Source organism: Variovorax glucosi (assembly GCF_051216695.1).
GTDB lineage: Bacteria > Pseudomonadota > Gammaproteobacteria > Burkholderiales > Burkholderiaceae_C > Variovorax.
In genome coordinates this window covers 74,562-97,671 of record NZ_JBPJZE010000005.1, presented here as the reverse complement: position 1 = coordinate 97,671, position 23,110 = coordinate 74,562, and the positions used below count along the sequence as shown (strand labels likewise).

The window sequence follows — 23,110 nt, the reverse complement described above, 5'->3', positions numbered from 1 at the left end:
TGGAATGAACGTGCTACCGCAGGCGGCAGCGCTTGCGCTTGGACTGCTTCAGACAGAAGGATGGACGTATGTCAGGGCATAGCAACAGGGCCTCGAAAGGTTCATGGCGCGCTTGCGCGATCACCACAGCGATGTGCGCGAGCATGGTGGCGACGTGCGCATCGGCACAAACCGACTTGGTCGCAATCGGCGAAAAAATTGCCGCAGGCGGAACACCTCAAGGTGCCGCAGCATGCGTCAGCTGTCATGGCGCCAAGGGAGAAGGAAATGCCGATTTCCCCAGATTGGCCGGGACAGGACGCGCCTACTTGCAGGCCCAGCTGGATGCCTTCGCTGCGGGAAACCGCAAAAACGCCATCATGCAGCAGTTCGCTTCAAAGCTCTCACCGGAAGAGCGCGTTGCCGTCGCGAGCTACTACAGCCAGATGCCGTCGCCCATGGCGGTGAAGGTGACGAGCCAATCGCTCAAACCCGAGGACTTGGGTGGCTGGTTGGCAAGCCGAGGCCGATGGGCGGAACAGCTGCCCGCATGCGCGCAATGCCATGGCGTGGATGGCGGCGGCGTCGGTGGTCAGTTTCCGCCACTCACTGGGCTTTCTGAAAACTACATTCGCGAGCAACTGAAAGCCTGGAAAACCAACGTCAGGCCGCCGGGACCGCTGGCACTCATGCCCGCGATTGCGTCGAAGCTCTCAGAAACAGACGTCACGGCGGTCGCCCAGTATTACTCGACGCTTGCCAGTGCTACCCCGGCACCTGCCGAACTGCCGACAAAGTCGGTAGTGCCAGATGCAACCGTCAGAAAATGAGGCTGTGATGGACACTTCGAAGAAGAGCTGGAAGCTGCCAATCTCTGGATTGACGCTCTTTGTGGGCGTCATGACAACCTTGGCTTTTGCGATTGCAATTGGCGGCAACTTCGCTTTCGAGCGCTCACTCAAGTCGGGACCACAAAGCGTTGCAGGCGATAGCAAGACGACTGTGCCAGCCGCTGTTGCTACACAGACGCAAGCGTCCAAAACGTCAAACGCAGCATCCGCGGGTGCGACTGCGGGTGGGGGTGCAGTTGCACTTGCAGGTGTTGCTGAAACCAAGGCTGCGGCTTCAATGACGGCAGGCATTTTCACACCGCCTCCCGAGTCAGCGATGCCTGAGGGTGAGTATGGAAAGATCATCCGGCTGGGCGAGCAGGTCTTCAACAACACCGGGCAGTACGCTGCCAAATATGTGGGCAACAGCTTGAACTGTGCAAGCTGTCACCTGGATGCAGGCCGCAAACCGTACTCGGCACCGTTGTGGGCATCGTTCATTCACTATCCTGCTTTCCGCAGCAAGACCGGTCAAGTTGACACGTTGGCAGCACGCATCCAGGGATGCTTTGAGTACAGCATGAATGGCAAGGCGCCACCGCAGGACGACGACATCATGACGGCCCTTCAAACCTATGCGTTCTGGTTGGCCAAGGGCGCACCGGTGGGCACGCCAGTTCCGGGCAGTGGTTATCCCAAGCTGAAGAAGCCTGCACTGCCACCCGACTTTGTTCGCGGCGCAGCTGTTTATGAGCAGAACTGCGCGCTGTGTCACGGCGCGGATGGCCTGGGACAGCGCAGCGGCGACCACCAGGTGTTCCCGCCCTTGTGGGGTCCTGACTCATTCAATTGGGGTGCGGGCATGCACCAGCTTGGCAACGCCTCTGGGTTCATCCAAGCCAACATGCCACTGGGCAAAGGCGGCTCCCTGAGTGATCAGGAGGCATGGGACGTGGCGATGTACATGAACAGTCACGAGCGGCCTCAGGATCCACGCTATACCGGCTCGGTGGAAGCGACTCGAAAGAAATACCACGACTCCGACGATTCGATGTACGGACGCACGGTCAACGGAAAAGTACTGGGCGCCCGCTAATCTGGCAGCCGTGCGAGCGATTGGCGATTGGCGATTGCGTGGCCGGCTGCGCTGGATCCAATCACAGTGCCTGCACGGTCTCGCTTCGGAAAAAAGCGTGCGCATGGTAAGTTGCCGCTCAATGTTCTGCCAGCGCGTTCATGTTGCGGCCAGCGCAAGGTCGACTGGTGCGCTTATTTCGACAGCTGACGATAGACCTCGGTGGCCAGCGCGATGGCACTCTGGCCAGAGAACTCACCGCTCAGAGCGTACCCCAGTCGACCCTCGATCCAGTAGAACGACTCGACCTTGCCTTCGTGCACCGATCGGAATGCCGTCTCGCTCGGGACATGAGCATCGTCAAAGACGGTCACATAGAGCGTGACCCGGCGCCCGCCCGCATCCTCATACATGAACTGCGCACGTGGACTGTCCAGCCCGGGCAGCAAGCGCCCTCCCAGCAGGCGATAACCCATCGTCCCCAGGGTGGGTGCTTTCAGCGGCGAGCCCAGACGGCGCGTGAGCCACTGCACCAGATGCGCCTCGTCCGCGGCCGTGACTTCCACCGGATGTCGCACCTCCGGGGTGTACACCGCGTGAGCGATCATCGCGTCACGTGCGAAACCAGGTTCGGCATTGGTCATCTGCGCCGTGGATGGCCTGTCTGAACCGGCGCTCCAACGTCCTCCAGCCCAGCCTCCCAACAAGCCAACGCCCAGCAGCACAGCCGCTGCAGCGACCTGCCGGCCGGCGATTCGGCGCGGTGCACGCACGACGGTTTGCGTCAATGCGAGCGGGGTCTCACCGACATCCATGGACCGGTACATTTGCCTCAGCTGAAGCCTTTGCGCCTGCCAATGTGCGACACGCTGGGCGTCTTCAGGGTGGTTTCGCAACCAATCCAGGACGGCAGGAATGCGTGACGGCTCAAGTTGGCCGTCGACCAGAGCGTGCAGCTCGGACTCGTCGACATCTTTGGTTGAGTCGGTCATCGCTTCACCAGATGCAAGTAGGTCGCCGCCGGAGCTGCGTCTTGAGAAACCAGGGTCCTCAGCTGCTCTCTTGCGCGATGCAAGCGGGACATCACGGTGCCCACTGGAATGTCCAGGATGTTGGCTGCTTCAGCGTAGGTGTACTCCTCCACCGTCACAAGTAGCAGCACCTCCCGCAAAGCCGGTGACATGCGTCCGAGCGTTTGAAGCATGTCGATCTGGTCACCGACCTGCGGGGTTGGCTCATGCGATGTCTCGGCCACCTCATCCAGCGACGCATGCCCGTCGTCGTGACGCCAGTCACGTCGGTGGTTGAGGTAGATGTTGTGCATGAGGGTGAACAGCCAGGCGCGCAATGTCGATCCCGGCTGCCAGAGCGCCCACTTGACGCAGGCGCGCTCCAACGTGTCCTGCACCAGATCGTCGGCCCGTGACGCGTCACCCGTCAACAGCCTGGCGTACCGCCGCAGCGATGGAATATGGGCCAGCGTCTGCTCGATGCCCATGGTGCAGCAACAGGGTCAGGCGTTACGGCTTGGCGACGTGCCAGACGCCACCGCCGAAGCCATCACCGGTGCGATCACCTGGCTTCTGGTCCTTGGCCCAGAAATACACTGGCTTGCCCTTGTATGCCCATTGTTTGGCACCGTCGTCGCGAGTGATCACTGACCAGTCGCCTTGGGTGCTCGCACCCATGGCAGCTGGCAGCGGCGGCCAGTTCTGCGCGCAAGGACCATTGCACGTGCTCTTGCCATTTCCCGCAGCGTCTTTGTCGAAGGTGTACAGCGTCATGCCGTTTGCACCCACGAGTGCGCCATCGGCTGTCCTCGCGGGACTCGAAAACATGGTGCTGACGCAACCGGTGGTCAGAACGGCCGTCGCGGCCAAGAGAGACAGGGTCAGTTTGTGGATCATGGGACCTCGAATGAAGTGTTAAAGGACTTGCAGTGGAGTAAACACGGCAGGGCCGGGAAATATTCCGTTTTTTTGGCAAACGCTTGAACTTCAGTCGAGTTGCTGATTTTTCAGGATGAGGGAATAGATCGCGCTTCCCGAGTGTTGATGTGGAGACACTTCGTGCAACGTCGTCGCGCCGATGGCGCCGCCGATCACCGTCTTAACTCCTTCACCGCAAAAACTTCATGAAATCCATCTCACTTCGAACCTACCTGGCCCGCCTCCTGACGGTCGGCGCGGTTACCCTGTTGGCTGGCGGCAGCGTCTCAGCCCAGACGTTGCACGTCTATGGTCCTGGTGGACCGGCGCCTGCGATGAGGGAAGCTGCCACTGCCTTCGAACGGGTGAGCGGGACCAAAATCGAGGTTGTCGCAGGTCCGACGCCCCAGTGGCTGCCGCAAGCCAAGGTGGACGCCGATCTGGTCTTTAGCGGTTCGGAAACAATGATGACCGATTTCGTTACCGCTCTAGAGCCGCAGCTGTCGCATCAGAAGGTCACGCCGCTGTACCTTCGTCCCCTGGCCATGCTGGTGCGCCCTGGCAATCCGCGTCGAATTCGCTCCTTCGAAGATCTGTTGCGGCCTGGAACATCGGTCTTGGTCGTCAACGGCGCTGGCCAGAACGGTGTCTGGGAAGACGCAGCAGGACGAAAAGGGAACATCCGAACTGTAAAGGCGCTTCGAGCCAACATCGCCACCTACGCACGCAACAGTGCGGAAGCCAAGGCTGCTTGGGTGGCCAACAAATCGATCGACGTCTGGCTGATTTGGAACATCTGGCAGGTAGCAAGTCCAGAGCTTGCCGACGTGGTCGAAATTTCCCCTGACTACGCCATCTACCGAGACAGCGGGATTGCCATCACCACGCGCGGCAAGGAAAAGCCTCAAGCTCAAAAGTTTGTGGAGTTTTTGCAGTCACCCGCCGGCGCAGCCATATTCTCCAAGTGGGGTTGGAAGACGAACTGATCCTATCAAGCTGAGTCGGCCCTGAAGTTGGTTGGGCGGGACGCCGACAGGCGTGAGTTTCAGATCGTCCATTCAGCGCATGGCAGCCCAGGACATGTAGTTGAGCTTTAAACAACGACGTTGCGAAGCTCAATGCCCTAAGATTTCTCACAAAATCTCAGGGTGCTAACCACGAGACTAAGTCAGGGTTGCCTGTCAAGGACGGCGACTCCTCAGTGCTGAACTTCTGACAGTTCGTCAAGGCAAAAGCTAAATACTGACCGAGTGGGCACCAACATTCGGCCGTTGCCAATCTCAGGACGTTCGTTGAACACGTTCGCGCCAGTCGAAGTGCTCCACTCTCTGCTCCGTTTGGTAGGCCGCTGCCAATTGCATTTGCAGCTCAACGGCACAGTGCGAGCACAGGATCGAGTCAGCATGCTCGGCCAAGCCGGCTTTCCTTTTGAAGGAGTGATTCCCCCAAGGCTTGGAAATGCTGGCATCAGATAGTCGCACGAGCGGTGACTGACGAGCTCGTTGTGCTCAGCCGAGCTGGTCAAGATCTCGCCTTCGATGGTTGTCACACAGAACCTGCCCAGCCTGCATCGCAACAATGAGCAAGGTGCTGGAAGTTTTTTTTGAACATGTCGGGTGGCGTTGCAGGTTCAGTCTTGATGTCCTGCCTCTGATAGCAAAACATCGCGTTATTCTTCGTGCGCCAAAAATGGCCATCGAAAGAGCAATTGACGTGTTTTCACACCACACAGAGGCGACGGACGACCCCCGAATCACTGGACTGGACGACGGCAGAGATCCGTTCGTCGCCGCGGTGCGGGCCACGCGGATGCCGATGGTTATCACCGATCCGCGCCAGCCCGACAACCCGATCGTCTTCGTCAACGACTCGTTCTGCCGGCTCTCGGGGTACGAGCGGGCCGAGATCCTGGGGCGCAACTGCCGGTTTCTCCAGGGACCTGACACCGACCCAGAAGCCTTGCGTCTGATTCGCGAAGCTGTCCGCGAGAAAAGGTCTGTACAAGTCGATCTGCGCAACTACCGGAAGAACGGCGAACCGTTCTGGAACCGCCTGCTGCTCGGGCCTGTGAATGGCGCGGATGGCGAGCCCGCCTACTTTTTCGCCAGCCAGGTCGACGTCACGCTCGAACGCGAACGCATGACCGGACTTGAAATTGCAAACGCGGCGCTGATTGCGGAGCTGGCCGACCGTGTGCGTGCTGTCGAGATGGGGGAAGCGCGCCTGCTCGCAGCAACCGCTGCGGCAGACCTGGGCATCTGGCACCTCGACTTGTCTACGCAGGAGCTTTACGCCTCTCAGCATTGCAAACTGAACTTCGGTCGAAGCGCTCATGTGCCCTTCAGCTATCAAGAACTGCTTGAAGCTGTACATCCCGACGACCGGCAGCGAATGCGTGAGGCGGTGGCGCAGACAATCGAGACTGGCGATGACTACCGCATCGAGTATCGGATCGTGCGGCCTGACGGACAGCTCGCCTGGGTTCGCATCCAGGCGCGACTCGAACGCTCTGCGGAAGGGCAGCCGCTGCAGTTGGCAGGCGTCTCTCAGGACGTCACGCAAGAGATCATGGGTCGACGTCGCGCTGAACTTCTGCAAACGCTCGATCGGGAGGTGTACGGTGTCCATGAAGACCCGAACGAGATCGCCTATCGCGCGATGGAGGCTCTGGGCCGCGTCCTCGATGTGAGCCGCGCAGGCTATGGAACCATTGACAAGAGAGCGGAGACCATCACGATCGAGCGCGACTGGAACGCGCCCGGCATCAGGACGCTCGCGGGGACGCTGAAGTTCCGGGAGCACGGCAGTTACATCGACAACCTCAAGCGTGGCGAAACGGTCGTCTTCGCCGACGCGCGTCTCGACCCCCGCACCTGCGATTACGCCGACGCGTTGATCGCCATCAACGCGCAGTCGGCGATCAACATGCCGGTCAGCGAAGACGGCGATTTCGTTGCGCTGCTCTACCTGAATCACGCCACGGCACGGCCCTGGACGACGGAAGAACTGGATCTGGTCCGGGAAGTGGCCCACCGCACCCGGCAGGCGGTCGAGCGCCGCCGCGCGGAACAGGACCTGCGCGATCTGGCCGCTTCGCTGGAACGCCAGGTTCAGGAACGCACGGCCGAACTGATGAAGACCGAGGCCACGCTGCGCCAGTCGCAGAAGATGGAAGCGGTGGGCCAATTGACAGGGGGTCTGGCGCACGACTTCAACAACCTGCTCGGCGCCATCTCCGGCAGTCTCGAATTGCTCAAGCGCAAAACACAGGGCGACGCCACGATCGACCGCTATGTCGACATCGGGCAGACGGCGACGAAGCGCGCCGCGGCACTGACGCACCGGCTGCTTGCCTTTTCGCGCCAGCAGACGCTCGAGCCGAAGGTCATCAGTGTGAACCGGCTGATCGGCGACTTTGAAGTACTCATTCGACGCACCATTGGTCCCGAAATCTCCCTGGAAGCCGTGACCGGCATTGATATCTGGCCGGTGAGCGTAGATCCGAGCCAGCTGGAAAATGCCGTGCTGAACCTGTGCATCAACGCGCGCGATGCCATGCCCGACGGTGGACGCCTGGTGGTGGAGACGGCGAACCGATCGCTGGACGAGCACACGGCCGGCGCACTACAGCTTCTCCCCGGCCAGTACGTGTCGGTGTGCGTGAGCGACAACGGAACCGGTATGCCAGCCGACGTGATCGCGCGGGCCTTCGATCCGTTTTTTACGACAAAGCCGATCGGCGTGGGCACCGGCCTGGGCTTGTCGATGGTCTACGGGTTCACGCGCCAGTCAGGCGGCCACGCGCGGATCTACTCGGAGGAAGGCTCGGGAACCAACGTCTGCATGTACCTGCCCCGTCACCACGGCGAAGTCGATGCGGCCGAGAACAACGCCGATCAAGCGCAGCTGCCGGCCATCAAGCATGCTGGAGAAACCGTTTTGGTGGTCGATGACGAGGCCTCTGTGCGCACACTGATGGCAGAAGTCTTGAGCGAGCTGGGATATCGGGTGCTTGAAGCCGAAGACGGTCCCGCTGCGATCCAGATCCTGCAGGCAAATCGCTTTGTAAAGCTTCTGGTCACCGACGTTGGCCTTCCAGGCGGCATGAACGGGAGGCAAGTTGCGGACGCAGCCCGGCTGCTGATCCAGGAACTTCAGGTTCTGTTCGTAACCGGCTACGCCGAGAACGCTGCGCTGAGCCATGGCCATCTTCCGCTTGGCATGCAGGTGCTGACCAAGCCTTTTGAGCTTTCGGCATTTGGGCAGCGAGTGCAGACGCTGGTCAGCGCAACCAAGACTTCAGACGCGTCATGAAGTCCGCATTTTCTTGTGCTTCTGAATGTGAGGAAGTCGCATCGACTAAAGCAATCTGTAACGCTGTTGGGCGTGGTCCGTCGAGTGCAGAACATTGCGCTGGCCGGAACGCCAGTATGTGCAAGGGTGCGAGCCTGCAAATTCGGTAAGACAAGTAAAAGCGCTTCGTGTCCTCATCCATCTCTAACCTAGCGCGTTTCTTTGATGCGTCGCCAAATCCCTACCTCGTTCTCGATCGCGATCTGAACATCGCGGCAGCGAACGCCGCCTATCTTGTTTCGGTCGGCCGTGAGCTCTCCGACATCGTCGGCCGCTGGGCCTGGGACGCGTTCCCTACCGACGAGGAGACGCTGAAGCAGGCGATCGACTCGTTCGAGCTGGTGAAGCGGACCCGCAAGCCGGACACGATGGCCTTGCTGCGATTCGACGTCCCTATGGCTGGCGATCAAGCTGGCAGATTCGAGAAGCGCTACTGGAGCATCACGCATACACCCGTTCTCGACGATGCCGGTGAAGTGGAATTCATTCTCCAGCACCCGATCGACGTGACCGCTTTAGAAATATTGCGGCAGACGGTGAAAACCAGCGGTGGCGTTGATTTGCGGCCGGAGCACGCGGGCATCTTCGACCGGGCTGAAGCCGTCAACTGCGCCAATCAGAGGCTCACCGACGAAGCCGAGCGCAATGCCGCTGCGCTCGCCGCCATCGCGGCTGAACGCGACCAGCTTTGGCGGTTGTCGCGTGATCCCTTCGTTGTCTGTGACTTGGACGGCCGGTGGATCTCAGCAAGTCCGGTGTGGACTGAGATCCTGGGCTGGAGACTTGATGAATTGATAGGTCGAACCTCTTCGTGGATGGAGCATCCCGATGACGTCAGCCGGACCCAGCAGAAGGTCGTCGACGTGGCAGATGGCGAGGTCATGCTTTCTACTTTTGTGAACCGCTTTCGCGGCCAAGATGGGCGCTACCGGACCTTCTCCTGGACGGCGGTGAGCGAGGGCGAACGGCTCATCTGTGTCGCGCGCGACGTCACGCAGGAGACGATTCGCGATGAGGCGCTGCGCCGCTACGAGAACATTGTTGAGTCCGACACAGCGCCGATCTGCGCCTTTGATACCGAGTACCGGCAGATTGCCTTCAATCGGGCGCACAGCGATGACTTCTTCAGAACCTACGGTCATCGCGTCCAGATGGGCGAGGTGTTCCCAGACCTGTTGCTACCGGAGCAGGCGTCGATGATCCGTGGTTTCATCGACCGGGCGTTGGCTGGCGAGATGTTCACGGTCACGGCCGAGGTCGGCGATCCAGATCTGACGGTTCCGCATTGGGAACTTGCCTACGGTCCGCTTAGGGCGGCGGATGGAAGTGTTACCGGAGCGTTTCATCATGCCAAGGACATCTCGGAACGGGTGCGCATGCAGGCCGAGCTCCTTCAGACGCAAGAGGTCTTACGACAAGCGCAAAAGATGGAGTCGATCGGCCAGTTGACAGGGGGGATTGCGCACGACTTCAACAATCTCCTGGGCGGCATGAGCGCTGCTTTGCAGGTGCTTCAAGCTCGACTAAAACTCGGAAAATTCGAGGGCATCGAGCGCTACATCGGCATGGCGCAGGATTCGATCAAACGTGCCTCTGCGCTCACTCAGCGCCTGCTTGCTTTCGCTCGTCGACAGACGTTGGATTCGAAGCCTACCGATGTCAACCAGCTGTTGAGCGGACTGGAAGACTTGATTCAACGGTCAGTAGGCCCCAACGTCGAGGTCGAAGTCATTGGCTCCGGCGGCCTGTGGACCATCAAAGTCGATGCATCACAACTTGAAAACTCGGTGCTTAACCTTTGCATCAATTCTCGTGACGCCATGCTGCCAGCGGGCGGACGCCTGACGATCCAGACGGCAAACGAATGGTTTGACAGCCGACTTGCAGCAGAACGTGAACTGCCACCAGGCCAATACGTTTCTGTCAGCGTGACAGATACCGGATGTGGCATGTCTCATGACGTAGCGCAACGGATCTTCGACCCGTTCTTCACGACCAAGCCATTGGGTCAGGGAACTGCTCTAGGTCTATCCATGGTGTACGGTTTTGTTCGGCAGTCAGGCGGGCAAGTGAGGGTTTATTCCGAATTGAACAAGGGCACCACCATGTGCCTTTACTTGCCACGCCATCAAGGCGAACCTGATGCGGAATTGGCACGAGACCAATCTGCTTTTGTAGGGGGTGGCGAGGGCGAATCGATCGTCCTCATCGAGGACGAAGAGACTCTTCGCATCGTGGTGTCCGAGATGCTGATTGAGGCAGGCTACAGCGTGGCAACGGCTGAAGATGGGCCATCGGGACTTCGCATTCTGGAGAAAGCCGAACACGTCGACTGCCTGATCACGGATGTCGGATTGCCTGGCGGGCTGAACGGCCGGCAAGTCGCAGATGCCGCACGGCACAGCAAGCCGGGTTTAAAAGTGCTTTTTATCACTGGCTACGCGCAGAACGCTGCTGTCGGTGATGGCCATATGGAGCGGGGCATGGAGGTTATTACCAAACCTTTTGATGTCGGTGCGTTAATAGCCAAGATCAGACAGATGCTGCACCAGTAACAGTAAATCTGACTTCCTGAAAATCTGCTGCCCTTTTTACAGGGCAGACATCTTTGAGGACTGATCGAACGCGCGAGGGCGCCCGTAAAAGCTGACGTCTTAGATCAGCTGGAGGGTTGCAGTTTTTTTGTCAAGCATAGTGCAATCCACATTCGCGACGGCACCTCGTGCCCTAAGATTAGATCGATAATCTCAGGTCCAAATCCAAGCGTCCAAAGCACCCCTTGCCGTCGTCCCCCTCCCCTCTAGCGCCCTCTCCAGAGGAGAAACGCTTCGTCCAGCGCTTCGTCCGGCGCCTTGGCCGGCACCACTTCGCCCACCTGCGGGCGGTCGCCGAAGGCCTGGACCTCACTGCTTGCGCCGCACGCTACCTCGGCACCGAGCATGGCAACGAGGCCCGCACTGCCCACCAGCAGACCGTGGACGCCGTGCGCGCGGTCGCCCGCCGGCGCGGCGAGCCCTGGCGGCTCGTGGGTCTGTCGATCAAGACCTCTGGTGTTGAGCGCCCGACCCTGGATGCGTTTGCGGACGGGCGCTTCGACGGCTTCTCCGAGGCCGACGTGCGGGAGATCTACCAGGAGAGCTTTCCGGCCGACCGCAAGGCCGCGCGCAGCCAGCGCCTGCGCGAACGCCAGCTCGCCTTGCTGCGCCGCCTGGAATCGGTCGCCGCCGAGCAGCCGCAAGACAGCGATCTGGTCATGGGCTGGTTCGACGACCGCACGGCGGACAAGCTCACGGCGGCCGGCATCATTTCGCTGGGCGAACTCAACGCCCGGATCGCCATTGGCGGGCGCTGGTACCGGACCCTGCCGGCCGTGGGCGAAGCCAAGGCCCGGCGGATCGCCCAGCACCTGGCCACCCTGCTGCCGGCCGCACCCCGGGTCCTGCGACCAGTCTTCACGCTTTCCACCCGCTCTTCCCCTGCATCGGCCTCTCCCCCAGTCGATGCAGCGTTGATTCCGATCCTCCCGGATCAGTCTGCCCTCCCGGCCACCGCCCTCCCCTCCCCCGGCGACCGCGTGCGTTTGCTCGATGTCGACAGTGATGCCGACGCCGTCCAGGCCTGGATTGCGGCGCGGGCCGGCTCCACCGCCACCGCCAAGGCCTACCAGCGCGAAGCCACACGGCTCCTGCTGTGGCTGCAGCACGAGCGCCAGCGCAGCCTGATCCAGATGGATGTCGGTGACTGCACCGCCTACATGGCCTTCCTGCAGCACCTGCCTGCCCGCTGGATCTCGCGGGAGCGGGCCCGCCCCGGCCAGCCGGGCTGGGCGCCCTTCAGAGGCCCGCTCTCGCATGCGAGCCACCGCCAGGCCCTCGTGATCGTTAACGCCCTGTGCACCTGGTTGCAGGCCGCCCAGTACCTGCCGTCGAACCCCTGGCAGCTGGTCAACAAGAAGACCGGCGATGACCGCGACCTGAAGATGCTCGACTCCAAGGCCCTGTCCGAAGCCGCCATGGCCGAGGTCCTGCGGTTCGTGGCTGCGCAACCCGTGAGCGCCTCCAGCACCCGCATCCGGTTCATTCTGCGGTTCGTCGAGTCGGTCGGTCTGCGCTCAGCAGAACTCCTGGGCGCAACGCTCAAGGACCTGCGTTTGGAACCCGAGGGTTGGGTGATCCAGGTGCACGGCAAGGGCGCGAGGAACCGCATTGCGGCCGTACCGGGCCAGGCACTGGACGCCCTGCAGGCCTATCTGCGCCACCGCGACCTGGGCAACATTCAGGATGCGCCGCCCGAGGCCCCACTCCTGGCCAGCACGCTCGACACGATGTCGCCGCTGGGCTACCAGGCGTTGTACGAGCATGTGCGGGGATGGATTCGCAAGGCGGTGGCGGCTTCCGAGCTGCCGATGCACGAGCGCGCGAAGCTGGCGGGGGCCACCACGCACTGGTTGCGCCACACCTTCGGCACGCGGGCGATTGCCCGGGAGGTGCCTTTGGACGTCATTCAGGCGCAGATGGGGCATGCGAGCATCCAGACGACGACGGCGATCTACGGGCGGGCACCGATGCGGCGGCGAGTTGATGAGCTGAAGAAGGCATTCTCTTAACTCTGGACGAGACAAGACATGCCATTTTCGGTTGTGTCGTTGTGCTCTCATTATTTCTATGTTCAACGGTTGAACACTAGATGCAGGGTTGGAGGCATCCTGTACAGGCTTTGCCGCGGGGGATTCAACTTCGCGTCAGAAGTTGAAGATTCGCTTACCCTCGTTCCGGCATAGCGTTATCACTCCTGAGAGTTGACTAAGAAGATTAAGACTTGGAAAGCGCGTGGCGCCAAAATCTAGAGGCCATTCTCTGGCGATCAATTCGCTATATTTTTTCCAGTTACCGGCGTGTCAGATGCTTCATTAACGATTTTTCCATGACAGCAAGGCTTCGGAGTGCCTGTACACACGCACTTTGAACATGCCGCCCCGGCAACACGCTCACTTCATAAACTCACCAGCATGCTGGCAATTGCAAAGAGGGACTACAAGAAAGGGACTTCAGGCCTTCTGACCCCTTAAAACTCCACACACAAAAAGCCCTGTACGAAGCCGCCGTTTCTAACTGGTCCAACCGCTCCTATGTTCAACGGTTGAACACCGTACAAAGTGCGGTTCAACGTTGTCATAGCCGTACGGACCAAACCTCGGTGTGACCATTCGTCAAAATGACGACGAAGATTTGTAACAGGAATGCTTCGGATGCAGACGTTTTCGCATCTTTTGGTATGAGTAAGCGATCGTCTTGGTGTTCAACCGTTGAACAGTGTCTTTTCTTCGCTCACTTCAAAGAACGCCATGGCAACACTTGTCGCTATGTGGTGTTCAACGGTTGAACACAGACGACATCCACTAAGAGCGAGACGCCCGGTCGTGGTAATTATTTTTTGAACAGTAGGTTAAGGAACTCGACTAAACGGGCTTCTGCATCGGCAGATACCACACCAGATTTGAGTTTTATAGTCAAAGCTCCCTTAGCGTCCTTGTTAAACGAACCTATCAACTTACCATCGGGCGAACGAAGTTTCGTGGTGTCGCCGGCTTGGACATCAAGCTTCAATAGTTCATGAAGAACATGTTTTGGCGTGAACACACCTCCAGATGCAGTAACTTTTTTTGCACGTGACACTAACCCACTGCGATCTTGAGCAAGTGCTTGGCTGAGCAAAGAAGCAAAGCGATATTGCAATGCCAGAGGACTGCCAAAGGCCGCTACCACCTCAGCAGGTAGATCGGCAAGGGCAAGAGCGCCGGAAACTAGTCCAACAGATGCGCCTGTCTGAATTGCAAGTTGCCGAGCAGATGGGAACAAACCGGAGTCCAAAGCACGCCGATAGTGAACGCCTTGCTCCCAGGGGGACAAGTCTTGCCTCTCCCTATTTTCTCTCTCCATGTCAAGAAACAGTTGCTGATCGCTTAGCTCTTCAACTACTGCCACAACAGGAAGATTTAGCTCGCTGCAGGCTCGATGTCGGCGATGCCCATACACAATTTCAAACCGGTGGTCTGAATCAACTTTAAGCGGTCTAACTTTGATCGGTTGAGTGTTACCGCCCGCGTTCGCAATTTCCTCCTTTAAAGCAAGAAACTCAGCCGAACTAAATGAATCTTCATGACGGTTGGCCCAAACGCTGGGCCGCACCGATTTTGGATCGAGTTTTTCAACAAAAGCGCGGCCTTCAAACTCGGCGAGACGTGTTTTCAGCTTGTCGTTCTCTTCCTGAATCCCTCGCCCCATGGTCAACGAAGCGCTGATAGCGCCCACACCACTGCGTGGGCGCTGAGGAAGAGGGGAGGGCGTGGACGCGTTAATGTCATCTAAAACGCCAAAATCGATACCACTGCCACGTTTCGTAAGCCTGTTCATAAAGCAATCTCGCTTTCAGCTGCTTGGCGTATCCAAGCACTGACAATTTGTCCTTCAACTGTCTCTACAAACTGTTCATAGGCATCAACAGCGCGCTTAATCGTTCGTGAGCTTACCGATCCAGGCTTGAGATCGTAAATTGAACCGAATTCCGCACTCGCAGTTGCTGCAGTCGAAGTCTTTGGGATTTCTATTGGTAGCACCTTCGACCCGTAAGCAGCACCAATCCATTCCCTAACGACGTTCGTAGCAACGTCGCTCGAATCCACTTTAGAGAGAAGGACGTCGACAAACTCATACAGCTTTGGTTTCCCATGCTTGCCTAGGCTCCCAGCAACCTCATGGAACAGATTCCAAAATTGAACGCTTGACGCAAAATCAAGGGCATTTGGCGGAAGAGGAGTAATAATTCCATCCGCAGCCATCAGCGCATTGATCGTTACGTAGGAGAGGGAAGGGGGCGTATCAATAATAATGACGTCGTAATTCTGCCGGACGTTTTCAAGTCCGTAATGAAGGACGTTCCAGAATTGAAACTGCTGCCCCTGGGCCGCAGCGTCTTTTTGCCTAGACGGGAGGGTGAACTCAGCACTGAATAAGGCAGACGTAGCTGGGATCAAGTCAATTCCGTCCCAATACGTCTCGCGTATTGCATATTCCACTGACGTTTCATCCCCTGTGCAAAGTGGAAGGATGGTGTCATCAGCGTCAACTTCTGCGTCGGGCAAAATTCCAAACAGTGTAGTCAAACTACCTTGAGGATCGCAGTCGATAACAAGCACTCTATGCCCTCGTATGCTTAAACCCTGTGCGAGCGTCATTGCAGTCGTTGTTTTTGCAACGCCCCCCTTGAAGTTAGCGACAGCAATCGCTATCGCTTCGGCGTTGACGGGTCTCATGCGTTCCGCACGCAGCTCGCGACACCATAGGCGCACGTCAGCAAGGGTGAATTCACGTCGAGTTCCTGAAGAATTAAGTGCGCCAGCCGGTAGTCCTTTACTTTCTTTCTTCACTCGATAGTCAACTTGGCGGGTATCCAAATTGACCAACGTCCCGAGTTGCGCAGGACTGAATTTTGGGGATTCCTTACAAACGTTCGGCGCAAGCATTACCTTTCTTACGCGCTCAAGTATCTTGCTTGCGCGCTCAGCTTGCGCACCAATGTCTTCCATGCCGACGCGTTCGCGTCCTTCAACAAGAATGTTTGGCAATGAGTCCTCGCGAGTAGTTCTGATCGATTGTACGTTTTATTTTACTTTCTTTGGAAAACATACAAGTCGCAGCCGAATGTCGGTTGAAGCCACACTTGCCGGACACCGCACGTCTACCTCTACCAAAAAGTGAAACACGGCGAGATCATTTAAATAGTCTTCAAGACTTCTTGATTTTAGGGACGAGATTCCTTCATGCTGATAAAGACTTAGCGTGCTTTCCGTCCGTGAAGTGTGGCTTTCACGTCCTGCAAATGTGGTTTCTTCGTCCGGGAACTCTGGTTGAAATGTCCGCAAAGTGTGGCCATGTCCGCGACTTGTGGCCTAAGTTATCCACAAACAGGTCAAGGCATCGATGGTTCCAGGTGTCCGGCAAGTGTGGCTTTACAAACCTTTTGTTGAAAATCGTGCGTCAAAGTCCAGCTGCTACGAAACCAGTGCAAGTTTCTTGCGTGTCCAGCGATGCTTGGACGTACACTGCTTGAATGCGAACGGCCCGCCAAGACTCACTTATTCCGAACGACCCAAACACTGCTGCGCCAGCCAGAACTCTGACGAAGTCAGTACATGCACTTGCGATCGAACCGTTAAATCAAGCACTCACCGTGACCGGGCGCAAAGCCTACAACGTCATGCTGTTTATTTCGCAGCGCACGGTTCCAGACAAGGACGGCTGGTACTCATCGCCTGTGAGTGCGATTCTTAAAGGTTATGGCTCGTCGACAAAGGCCTCGGAACGACTCCAACGTTACATCGAGCAAATGGTGCAGACAGCAGTGGTCTGGCGTCCGCTGGCATCAGCGGAAGAGGTTTCTCTCATCCCCGGACAGCAACTGGAGGTGCCGGTGCCCAGTTCCGATTTGCAAGAAACGACCGGTCGGACTTCTGAAATCATGAAAAGTCGGCGAGGCAATCGTGGAGGAGGTCGAGGTGCCGAAATTAGCGACGAGGCTCGAACTTTTACTCTTCTCGCTGAATCTCGTGGCTGGATGCAATACGGAGAAGCATGGGTGAAATGGGTATTTCCTCCATCGATCCGCGAGCAACTGCTCACCCCAGATATCTACGCACAAATCGAGTTAAATTCAATTGCTCTACTGCGTACCTATACCTCAGTTGCTCTTTATGAGATCTGTGCTCGTTTTAAAGGCAGTCCCACCGGTCTTACCAGCCGGAAACCGCCAGAATTTTGGATGCAGGTCCTGAGGGAGGGCGGAGGCGCTAAGCCGCGCGAGTGGCGCAAAGTGAAACATGAATTGATCATGCCTGCTATCGAGGACATAAACGCGGTCACCGAACTCAACGTCGATCTGATCGAGCACCGTCTGGGAAACGTGGTGAGCTCTGTGCAATTTACTGTGAAACGCAAGGAAAAAAACACTCTGAAGTCGGTTGAACCAGTAGACGTAGCATCGGTGATCTGTGCGGCCAAACACGGCATTCGTGAGTCGGATTACGACGCTCTCGTTGATAAGTACGGCGAGTTTAAAGTCAGCGAATGCTTGACAGCGATGCAGGCACACGTCACAAACCCAGCCGCTCAAAGGATTGTAAGCAAGCTTGCCTACTTAAAGGCTGTGCTGAATAACCGCTATCCCGATCAGGTAACGCTGCTTACTCCCGATGAAAAATCAGAAAGTAAATTCGTTAAGCCGAAAACACCTGTAGCCGAACGTGAAGACATTTTGAAGAAGTGGATCGCTGCACGATTCAAACAACTCAACATTGAATTTTCAGTATTGAGCGAGATCGAACGTGAGAAATGGATCGTCAAGGTATCGAAACGCATAGGTACGCCTGCCATACGCCGACGCTTGGATAACCGCGACTGGATGTCGCCACTTGTAAATCAACTTGTTCTAGACGAATACGCATCAGGCTTATACGGCGAATCGTGGAAAGTCCCAAACGAACTTGATTTGGATCTTTTCCGACAGTCGCAATCTAAGTGAATTTCGTCACGTACTGATGTTTCTAGCTAGCGTTCAACCGATTTTTTAAGAAAACAGTTGTTTAACTGAGCTTTGCGGTCGTCTAACAATTTTGTCGACCACAGCGGCGCAATGAGACGTAAAGCCTCTTGCGCCAAGATAGACATCCGAAGAATACTGTATGAATGAACAGTATCGCTTCAGACCCACCCTCCTACGCTGAGCTTTACTGCCGTTCCAACTTCACGTTCCTGGTTGGCGCGTCCCAACCTGAAGAGCTTGTCGAGCGCGCAGCAGCGAAGCTCTATACGGCGCTGGCGCTGACCGACGAATGCACGCTGTCTGGGGTTGTCCGTGCCCACGTCCATGCACGTGAATGCGGCCTGCACTTCATCGTTGGGAGTGAGATCCTGTTTGCAACCGCCGCAGGTACGCCTTTCATCCGGCTGGTGCTGCTGGCTCAGGACCGCCGCGGCTATGGCAACCTGTCCGAACTGATCACGCTGGCACGTCGGCGGGCTGAGAAGGGCGCCTACCAGGCACTGGTTGCAGACTTGGAGGGTAAGACGTCGAAGGCACCGCACTTGGCAGGCCTGCCGGGTTGCCTCGCGTTGCTGCTGCCCGAGCCAGAGGTCGGTGTCGAGCATCTCTTCGGCCAAGCCAGGTGGCTTCGCACCTGTTTTCCCGAACGCGCCTGGATCATCCGGCCGCGAACGCTTGGTGTGATGGACGAACTGGAGTGTCATGTCGCTGAACAAGCGGTTGAGCGATCAGGGCTGCGCATCGTCGCCAGTGCCAGTCCGCTGATGCATACGCGCGGAAGAAAGCGCGTTTAAGATGTGCTCACGGCAGTTCGCTTGGGCAAGGAGGTCGCCCAATGCGGCTTCTCACTCCAACCGAACGCCCAGCAGTATCTTCAGGGCCGCGCCGTCCTGGCGGAGCAGTTTCCTGCGGCCTGGATGCATGAGACGGTCGAGGTCGCGCGCATGTGCACTTTCTCATTAGAGGAGCTGCGCTATGAATACCCCGAGGAGATCGTACCTGCCGGGCAGACTCCGACGTCCCACCTTCGTGCGTTGACTTTCGCCGGGGCAGCGACCCGTTTTCCTGCTGGGTTGCCCTCGACCGTGGCTGTGCAGATTGAGCACGAACTCAAGATCATCGCGACGCTCAGCTACGAGCCGTACTTCCTCACAGTGGCCGACATCGTCCATTGGGCACGCGACCAGGGCATCTTGTGCCAAGGCCGCGGATCTGCTGCCAATTCGGCTGTTTGCTATTGTCTCGGCATCACTGAGGTCGATCCGGCTCGCATGTCCGTGCTGTTCGAGCGCTTCATCAGTGTCGAGCGGCGCGAACCCCCCGACATCGATATCGACTTTGAGCACCAGCGGCGCGAAGAGGTTATGCAGTACATCTACCGTAAGTACGGTCGCGACCGGGCGGCCCTCACCGGGGTCGTGACCTTCTACCGCACGAAGTCGGCATTGCGGGACGTGGGCAAGGCACTGGGCTTCCCAATCGAGAAGGTCGAGCAGTTGGCCAAGACAGCGTACGGGACGCCGGAGCAGTGGATCAGTGACGCCTGCCTGCAGGAATGCGGTCTTGACCCGCAAGGCAAGCGTGTACGACTCTGGCTCGAGCTGGCCGGTGCCGTCAAAGGCTTCCCTCGCCATCTGAGCCAGCACACCGGCGGCTTCGTCATCTCCCGCGACAAGCTCATCCGCCTGGTGCCAGTGGAGAACGCGTCGATGGAGAACCGCACTGTCGTCCAGTGGGACAAGGACGATCTCGACGCGTTGGGACTGATCAAAGTCGACATCCTCGCGCTGGGCATGCTCACGGCGATCCACCGGGCGTTGGACCTGGTGGGCGAGAAGTTGAACAAGCCGATGCGTATGCAGGACGTGCCGTCTGAATGCCCAATCACATACGCCATGATTCGCCTGGCCGACACGGTCGGCGTGTTCCAGATCGAGAGTCGCGCGCAGATGACGATGCTGCCGCGGCTCAAGCCAACCACCTTCTACGACCTGGTGGTCCAGGTGGCGATCGTGCGGCCTGGACCGATCCAGGGCGGCATGGTGCATCCGTACCTGCGCCGACGCGCCGGTGAAGAAGCGATCGACTATCCAAGCGAGGACATCAAGACGGCGACCGAGCGAACCTTGGGTGTGCCACTGTTCCAGGAGCAGGTCATGCAAATCGCCATGCTGGCGGCGGACTTCACGGCCGGAGAAGCCGATCGATGGCGTCGGGCCATGGGTGCCTGGCGCAAGCGCGGCGGGCTTCAGATTCATCAACACAGGCTCATCCAGCGCATGCTCGCCAAGGGTTACACGCAGGAGTTTGCGGATCGCATTGCCAAACAGGTCGAGGGGTTCGGAAGCTACGGCTTTCCGGAAAGCCATGCAGCGAGCTTCGCGCTGCTGGTCTACGTGAGCTGCTGGCTCAAGCGTCACCATCCGGACGCGTTCCTTGCAGCATTGCTCAATAGCCAGCCGATGGGGTTCTACGCGCCGGCGCAACTGGTGCGCGACGCCAAAGAACATGGTGTGGTCGTACGGCCGGTGGATGTGACTGTCAGCGACTGGGACTCAACGCTGGAGGAAGAAGTGCAAGGGGCAGCATCGGCCCGATGGGACACCGACTTCGAACATCGGCTTCGCGCAGTACGCCTGGGCTTCTCGCGCATCAGCGGCATGCGGCAGGCCAGCGCGCAACGCATCGTCGCGGCCCGGGGGACCCTCCCATTTGCCACGGTCGAGGACTTGGCGATGCGAGCCGAGCTCGATGCGCACGACCTGAAGTGCTTGTCAGGTGCCGATGCGTTGCTGACGCTTGCCGGTCACCGCCCGTCTGCGGTCTGGGAGGCGATCGGCGTCGACACCCGACCTACCAAGCTGCTGCGCGAGGCACGCACTGAAGAGGAAGCTATCGAATTCGACGCGCAGGAGGAGGGCGCTGAAGTGATGGAAGACTATGCCGCCATGGGACTCAGCCTGCGCCGGCATCCGCTAACGCTCATCCGGCACCAGCTCGACAAGTTCAAGATCCGGACCGCCGAGGACTTGCGGGTCCGCGGAATGAACGGACAGCAGGTCCGTGCCAGTGGAATCGTCACGCATCGACAGCAGCCGAGCACGGCCAGCGGCGTCATCTTCGCCACGCTCGAAGACGAGACGGGCACGGTAAACGTCATTTTCTGGCCCAGCATTGCAGAGGAGCAGCGGGCCGCGCTCCGGGGTTCGAAGCTGCTGACCGTGCAGGGCACCTGGCAGTCGGACAAGGGAGTGAACTCGCTGATCGCCTTGAAGCTGAAGGATCACACGGCATTGCTGGCCGGACTGCAGGTGGGCAGTCGGGACTTCCGTTGATTAGGTACTGCTTGGTAGGCACCGTACTGACTGTCCGAGCTGCGATCTTGGGCCCAATGCAGACATTTGAAAGCCGCCTTCGAGTGTCCGCTTCGCAGCGATTGCAGACACTGACGCGCCCACCATAGACCTCCGGATCCGGCCATAAGCGGACGTTCCTGGCCGCCTACGGATTGGCCGTGCAAGGTTGCCAACAGCCTGTCGGGGCTCAAGCGAGCTTTTTTGCGACTGGTTAGAGGGGCCGCGAATCGGCAATGAACTGCAGGAACGTTCGCCCCATCTCGGTTAGCCGCAAGGGTCTGGTTTTCGATTCCCCTGCAACGAGAAAATTTTGCGTCGATTCGAAATCTGCTAGGTCGTCCAGGTCGCCGCGTGCAATTAATGCGCGATTGTCCAGATCAAAGATGAAGAGACGGAACGCCTCTTTCTCCATGGCATGGGCGATGTTGGGGGCGATCGACGTATAGAGTTGCTCGATCGAACGGATGTCAGGGAGTTCGTCCTCGTGCGCACGAAGTTGCGAAAGAAGAGCCAGATGGGACACCGTGAGTTCATCGACATAGCGAAGAAAAAGGTGCGATGTGTCCTCGGGGAAGACAAGAGTGTCGAGGCAGGAAACGATTCCGTGCTGAAGGGCTTCAAGCTTTTCGCGTCGATGGTTCTTTATCGCCGTAGATGTCGCTTGGTAGAGCAGGCTGATGAATGCGGGGTTCGACTGAAGATCGCCAGGAGCCATATTGAAGCGTTCTTCGATAGTGTTCAGAGCATCGGTCACACGCTCCATCCATTGCTGTTTTCGCTGTTCCATCGGATTTAGATACAGCCCCGCAAGCTCTGACAGCATGTTGCCCGCAACGGGGATGGCAGACAGCAAAGACTTCGCGGCTATGAGAGCGATGTCGTCCGAGTGAGTGGGATGTGGTGGTTCGATCATTCTCGGAACTCCTTGTGATTGCAGTAAGAGGCGGAGCCTAATAAAACACCGGGCGCCGCGATGCAGCGCCCGGCTGCGGCGATCACTAGCCGACGATCACGACCAAAGCCGTGTTGACGTCGGAATGTAGAAGGATGCCTCGAGCGCCGCTCGAGACTGAAGCAGGGCAGTGTGACCGCAGCCAACGGAAATTTGGACCTGAACGGAATGCAACATGGCCACGACCTCTGACAGCTGCGTGAGGCATACAACCGCGTCGGCCATTTTCTTGTCACTCGAGTCGTAAGACCGAATTATCAAATTTGAACCGTAGTTCGCAAGGTCGCGCAGCACAGCAACGTGCTTCGCAAAATGCAGGGCGATTTGTGCTGCTGGCTCCTCTCGGTTGAGCAGTTTGCGATGCGGTTTTTCTTCCATGGGCCTACGACCTGGCTGTCGGCATAACGTTCGCATGCTTACGTATGATGCGGCCAACCAAGCCGTTGAATCTTGCATCGGCAGCGGTCGCGACGATGACGTTGCTGAGCATCACAAGCAAAAGGTTTCGGTTCTTGGGGACGTCGATCAAGTTCGACTTCGGGTAACCGCGGAGGGCGTGCACGCCCAGGTGTGCACCGCCGTGAATGAACGAGTGCATGGCTTTGACGGTGGCATTAAGCCTTCGGCCTTCGTGTGCGATGTCCGATGCACTAGGTTCAATCGCATCAAGCATCGAGGGCAGGGGCGGACCCAGCGTCGCCTCTTTCAAGCTGCCCGGCGGAACCGGCGTGGCAAAGGCCTCAAGCCAGTCCCCTTTTGCCCCAAAGCATACCCATGCGGCCCAGATCGTCGTCTCGAAATGGAGGCGGTTCAGAGCAAGCGCAGTGCCGTGCTGGCCGGACCCGATCAGCAGCCGCTGACTGACCGCATGGTCGATCGCAACCTTACAGAATGCCATGCCGATGATCTGGCGGATTGAGGAACTCGACCAAGCCTCTCGAAGTAACTGCTCGACGTCTCGATCAAAGCTGCCGCAGGCATCAAGAAACGAGCCCAGCCCGGATTGTCCTTGCGAGAACGTCGCGCGAAAGGACCCCGAC

At 58.3% G+C, this 23,110-nt stretch carries 15 protein-coding genes and 1 pseudogene; 8 read left to right on the top strand and 8 right to left on the bottom strand.

What is annotated here, in order from left to right; all coding sequences use genetic code 11:
• Positions 1-176 precede the first annotated feature (176 nt).
• Both ACSFA3_RS21265 and ACSFA3_RS21260 read left to right on the top strand, forming a co-directional pair.
• A complete protein-coding gene (locus ACSFA3_RS21265; RefSeq protein ID WP_435507493.1) occupies positions 177-809 on the top strand; it encodes a c-type cytochrome in 633 nt (210 codons plus the stop codon).
• A 7-nt stretch (positions 810-816) separates the two neighbouring features.
• On the top strand, positions 817-1,905 hold the full coding sequence (locus ACSFA3_RS21260; RefSeq protein ID WP_435507492.1) for a c-type cytochrome: 1,089 nt from the start codon (positions 817-819) through the stop codon (positions 1,903-1,905).
• A 173-nt stretch (positions 1,906-2,078) separates the two neighbouring features.
• On the opposite strand, the gene ACSFA3_RS21255 is transcribed toward ACSFA3_RS21260, so the two are convergent.
• Genes ACSFA3_RS21255 through ACSFA3_RS21245 form a run of 3 tightly spaced genes read right to left on the bottom strand, consistent with a single transcriptional unit; the run spans position 2,079 to position 3,791 of the window.
• Positions 2,079-2,876, bottom strand: coding sequence for an anti-sigma factor family protein (locus ACSFA3_RS21255; RefSeq protein ID WP_435507491.1), 798 nt, complete (start codon positions 2,874-2,876; stop codon positions 2,079-2,081).
• Positions 2,873-3,382, bottom strand: coding sequence for an RNA polymerase sigma factor (locus tag ACSFA3_RS21250; protein WP_435507490.1), 510 nt, complete (start codon positions 3,380-3,382; stop codon positions 2,873-2,875). Before ACSFA3_RS21250 ends, ACSFA3_RS21255 begins: the two co-directional genes overlap by 4 nt.
• A 22-nt stretch (positions 3,383-3,404) precedes the next feature.
• Entirely contained in the window at positions 3,405-3,791 is a 387-nt protein-coding gene (locus ACSFA3_RS21245; protein ID WP_435507489.1) for a COG4315 family predicted lipoprotein, read from the bottom strand.
• Positions 3,792-4,018: 227 nt separating this feature from the next.
• Between ACSFA3_RS21245 and ACSFA3_RS21240 the strand changes: the two genes are divergently transcribed.
• The 4 genes from ACSFA3_RS21240 (at position 4,019) to ACSFA3_RS21225 (ending at position 12,771) form a co-directional block, all read left to right on the top strand.
• Positions 4,019-4,798, top strand: a complete 780-nt coding sequence (locus ACSFA3_RS21240) for an extracellular solute-binding protein (RefSeq protein ID WP_435507488.1) — start codon at positions 4,019-4,021, stop codon at positions 4,796-4,798.
• A 592-nt stretch (positions 4,799-5,390) separates the two neighbouring features.
• A complete protein-coding gene (locus ACSFA3_RS21235; RefSeq protein WP_435507487.1) occupies positions 5,391-8,126 on the top strand; it encodes a PAS domain-containing protein in 2,736 nt (911 codons plus the stop codon).
• A gap of 167 nt (positions 8,127-8,293) precedes the next feature.
• A complete protein-coding gene (locus ACSFA3_RS21230) occupies positions 8,294-10,720 on the top strand; it encodes a hybrid sensor histidine kinase/response regulator (protein WP_435507486.1) in 2,427 nt (808 codons plus the stop codon).
• A gap of 224 nt (positions 10,721-10,944) precedes the next feature.
• Positions 10,945-12,771, top strand: coding sequence for a tyrosine-type recombinase/integrase (locus ACSFA3_RS21225; RefSeq protein ID WP_435507485.1), 1,827 nt, complete (start codon positions 10,945-10,947; stop codon positions 12,769-12,771).
• Positions 12,772-13,591: 820 nt separating this feature from the next.
• Here ACSFA3_RS21225 and ACSFA3_RS21220 read toward each other — a convergent pair.
• Together ACSFA3_RS21220 and ACSFA3_RS21215 are read right to left on the bottom strand one after the other, a co-directional pair.
• Complete coding sequence (locus ACSFA3_RS21220) at positions 13,592-14,578, bottom strand: ParB/RepB/Spo0J family partition protein (protein ID WP_435507484.1); 987 nt, start codon at positions 14,576-14,578, stop codon at positions 13,592-13,594.
• A complete protein-coding gene (locus ACSFA3_RS21215; protein WP_435507483.1) occupies positions 14,575-15,789 on the bottom strand; it encodes a ParA family protein in 1,215 nt (404 codons plus the stop codon). Before ACSFA3_RS21215 ends, ACSFA3_RS21220 begins: the two co-directional genes overlap by 4 nt.
• Before the next feature lie 605 nt (positions 15,790-16,394).
• Here ACSFA3_RS21215 and ACSFA3_RS21210 point away from each other — a divergent pair.
• Entirely contained in the window at positions 16,395-17,741 is a 1,347-nt protein-coding gene (locus ACSFA3_RS21210) for a hypothetical protein (RefSeq protein WP_435507482.1), read from the top strand.
• Positions 17,742-17,905: 164 nt separating this feature from the next.
• Positions 17,906-21,097: pseudogene (locus ACSFA3_RS21205) on the top strand (error-prone DNA polymerase).
• Between the two features lie 232 nt (positions 21,098-21,329).
• Here the strand turns inward: ACSFA3_RS21205 and ACSFA3_RS21200 are convergent.
• The 3 genes from ACSFA3_RS21200 to ACSFA3_RS21190 form a co-directional block, all read right to left on the bottom strand.
• Positions 21,330-22,031, bottom strand: coding sequence for a hypothetical protein (locus tag ACSFA3_RS21200; RefSeq protein ID WP_435507481.1), 702 nt, complete (start codon positions 22,029-22,031; stop codon positions 21,330-21,332).
• Positions 22,032-22,127: 96 nt separating this feature from the next.
• Positions 22,128-22,448 carry a hypothetical protein gene (locus tag ACSFA3_RS21195; RefSeq protein ID WP_435507480.1) on the bottom strand — a complete coding sequence of 107 codons (321 nt, stop codon included), beginning with the start codon at positions 22,446-22,448 and terminating at the stop codon, positions 22,128-22,130.
• Positions 22,449-22,452: 4 nt separating this feature from the next.
• Positions 22,453-22,968 (bottom strand): DUF6988 family protein, encoded by a 516-nt coding sequence (locus ACSFA3_RS21190; RefSeq protein ID WP_435507479.1) that lies wholly within the window; start codon positions 22,966-22,968, stop codon positions 22,453-22,455.
• Positions 22,969-23,110: the final 142 nt, after the last annotated feature.

What these genes read in the sequence shown, in the direction of transcription:
- ACSFA3_RS21250 (WP_435507490.1), bottom strand. Translation starts at nt 3,382, where the DNA reads ATGGGCATCGAGCAGACGCTGGCCCATATTCCATCGCTGCGGCGGTAC.
- ACSFA3_RS21245 (WP_435507489.1), bottom strand. Translation starts at nt 3,791, where the DNA reads ATGATCCACAAACTGACCCTGTCTCTCTTGGCCGCGACGGCCGTTCTG.
- ACSFA3_RS21255 (WP_435507491.1), bottom strand. Translation starts at nt 2,876, where the DNA reads ATGACCGACTCAACCAAAGATGTCGACGAGTCCGAGCTGCACGCTCTG.
- ACSFA3_RS21200 (WP_435507481.1), bottom strand. Translation starts at nt 22,031, where the DNA reads ATGATCGAACCACCACATCCCACTCACTCGGACGACATCGCTCTCATA.
- ACSFA3_RS21195 (WP_435507480.1), bottom strand. Translation starts at nt 22,448, where the DNA reads ATGGAAGAAAAACCGCATCGCAAACTGCTCAACCGAGAGGAGCCAGCA.
- ACSFA3_RS21260 (WP_435507492.1), top strand. Translation starts at nt 817, where the DNA reads ATGGACACTTCGAAGAAGAGCTGGAAGCTGCCAATCTCTGGATTGACG.
- ACSFA3_RS21235 (WP_435507487.1), top strand. Translation starts at nt 5,391, where the DNA reads ATGAGCAAGGTGCTGGAAGTTTTTTTTGAACATGTCGGGTGGCGTTGC.
- ACSFA3_RS21190 (WP_435507479.1), bottom strand. Translation starts at nt 22,968, where the DNA reads ATGGCATTCTGTAAGGTTGCGATCGACCATGCGGTCAGTCAGCGGCTG.
- ACSFA3_RS21240 (WP_435507488.1), top strand. Translation starts at nt 4,019, where the DNA reads ATGAAATCCATCTCACTTCGAACCTACCTGGCCCGCCTCCTGACGGTC.
- ACSFA3_RS21220 (WP_435507484.1), bottom strand. Translation starts at nt 14,578, where the DNA reads ATGAACAGGCTTACGAAACGTGGCAGTGGTATCGATTTTGGCGTTTTA.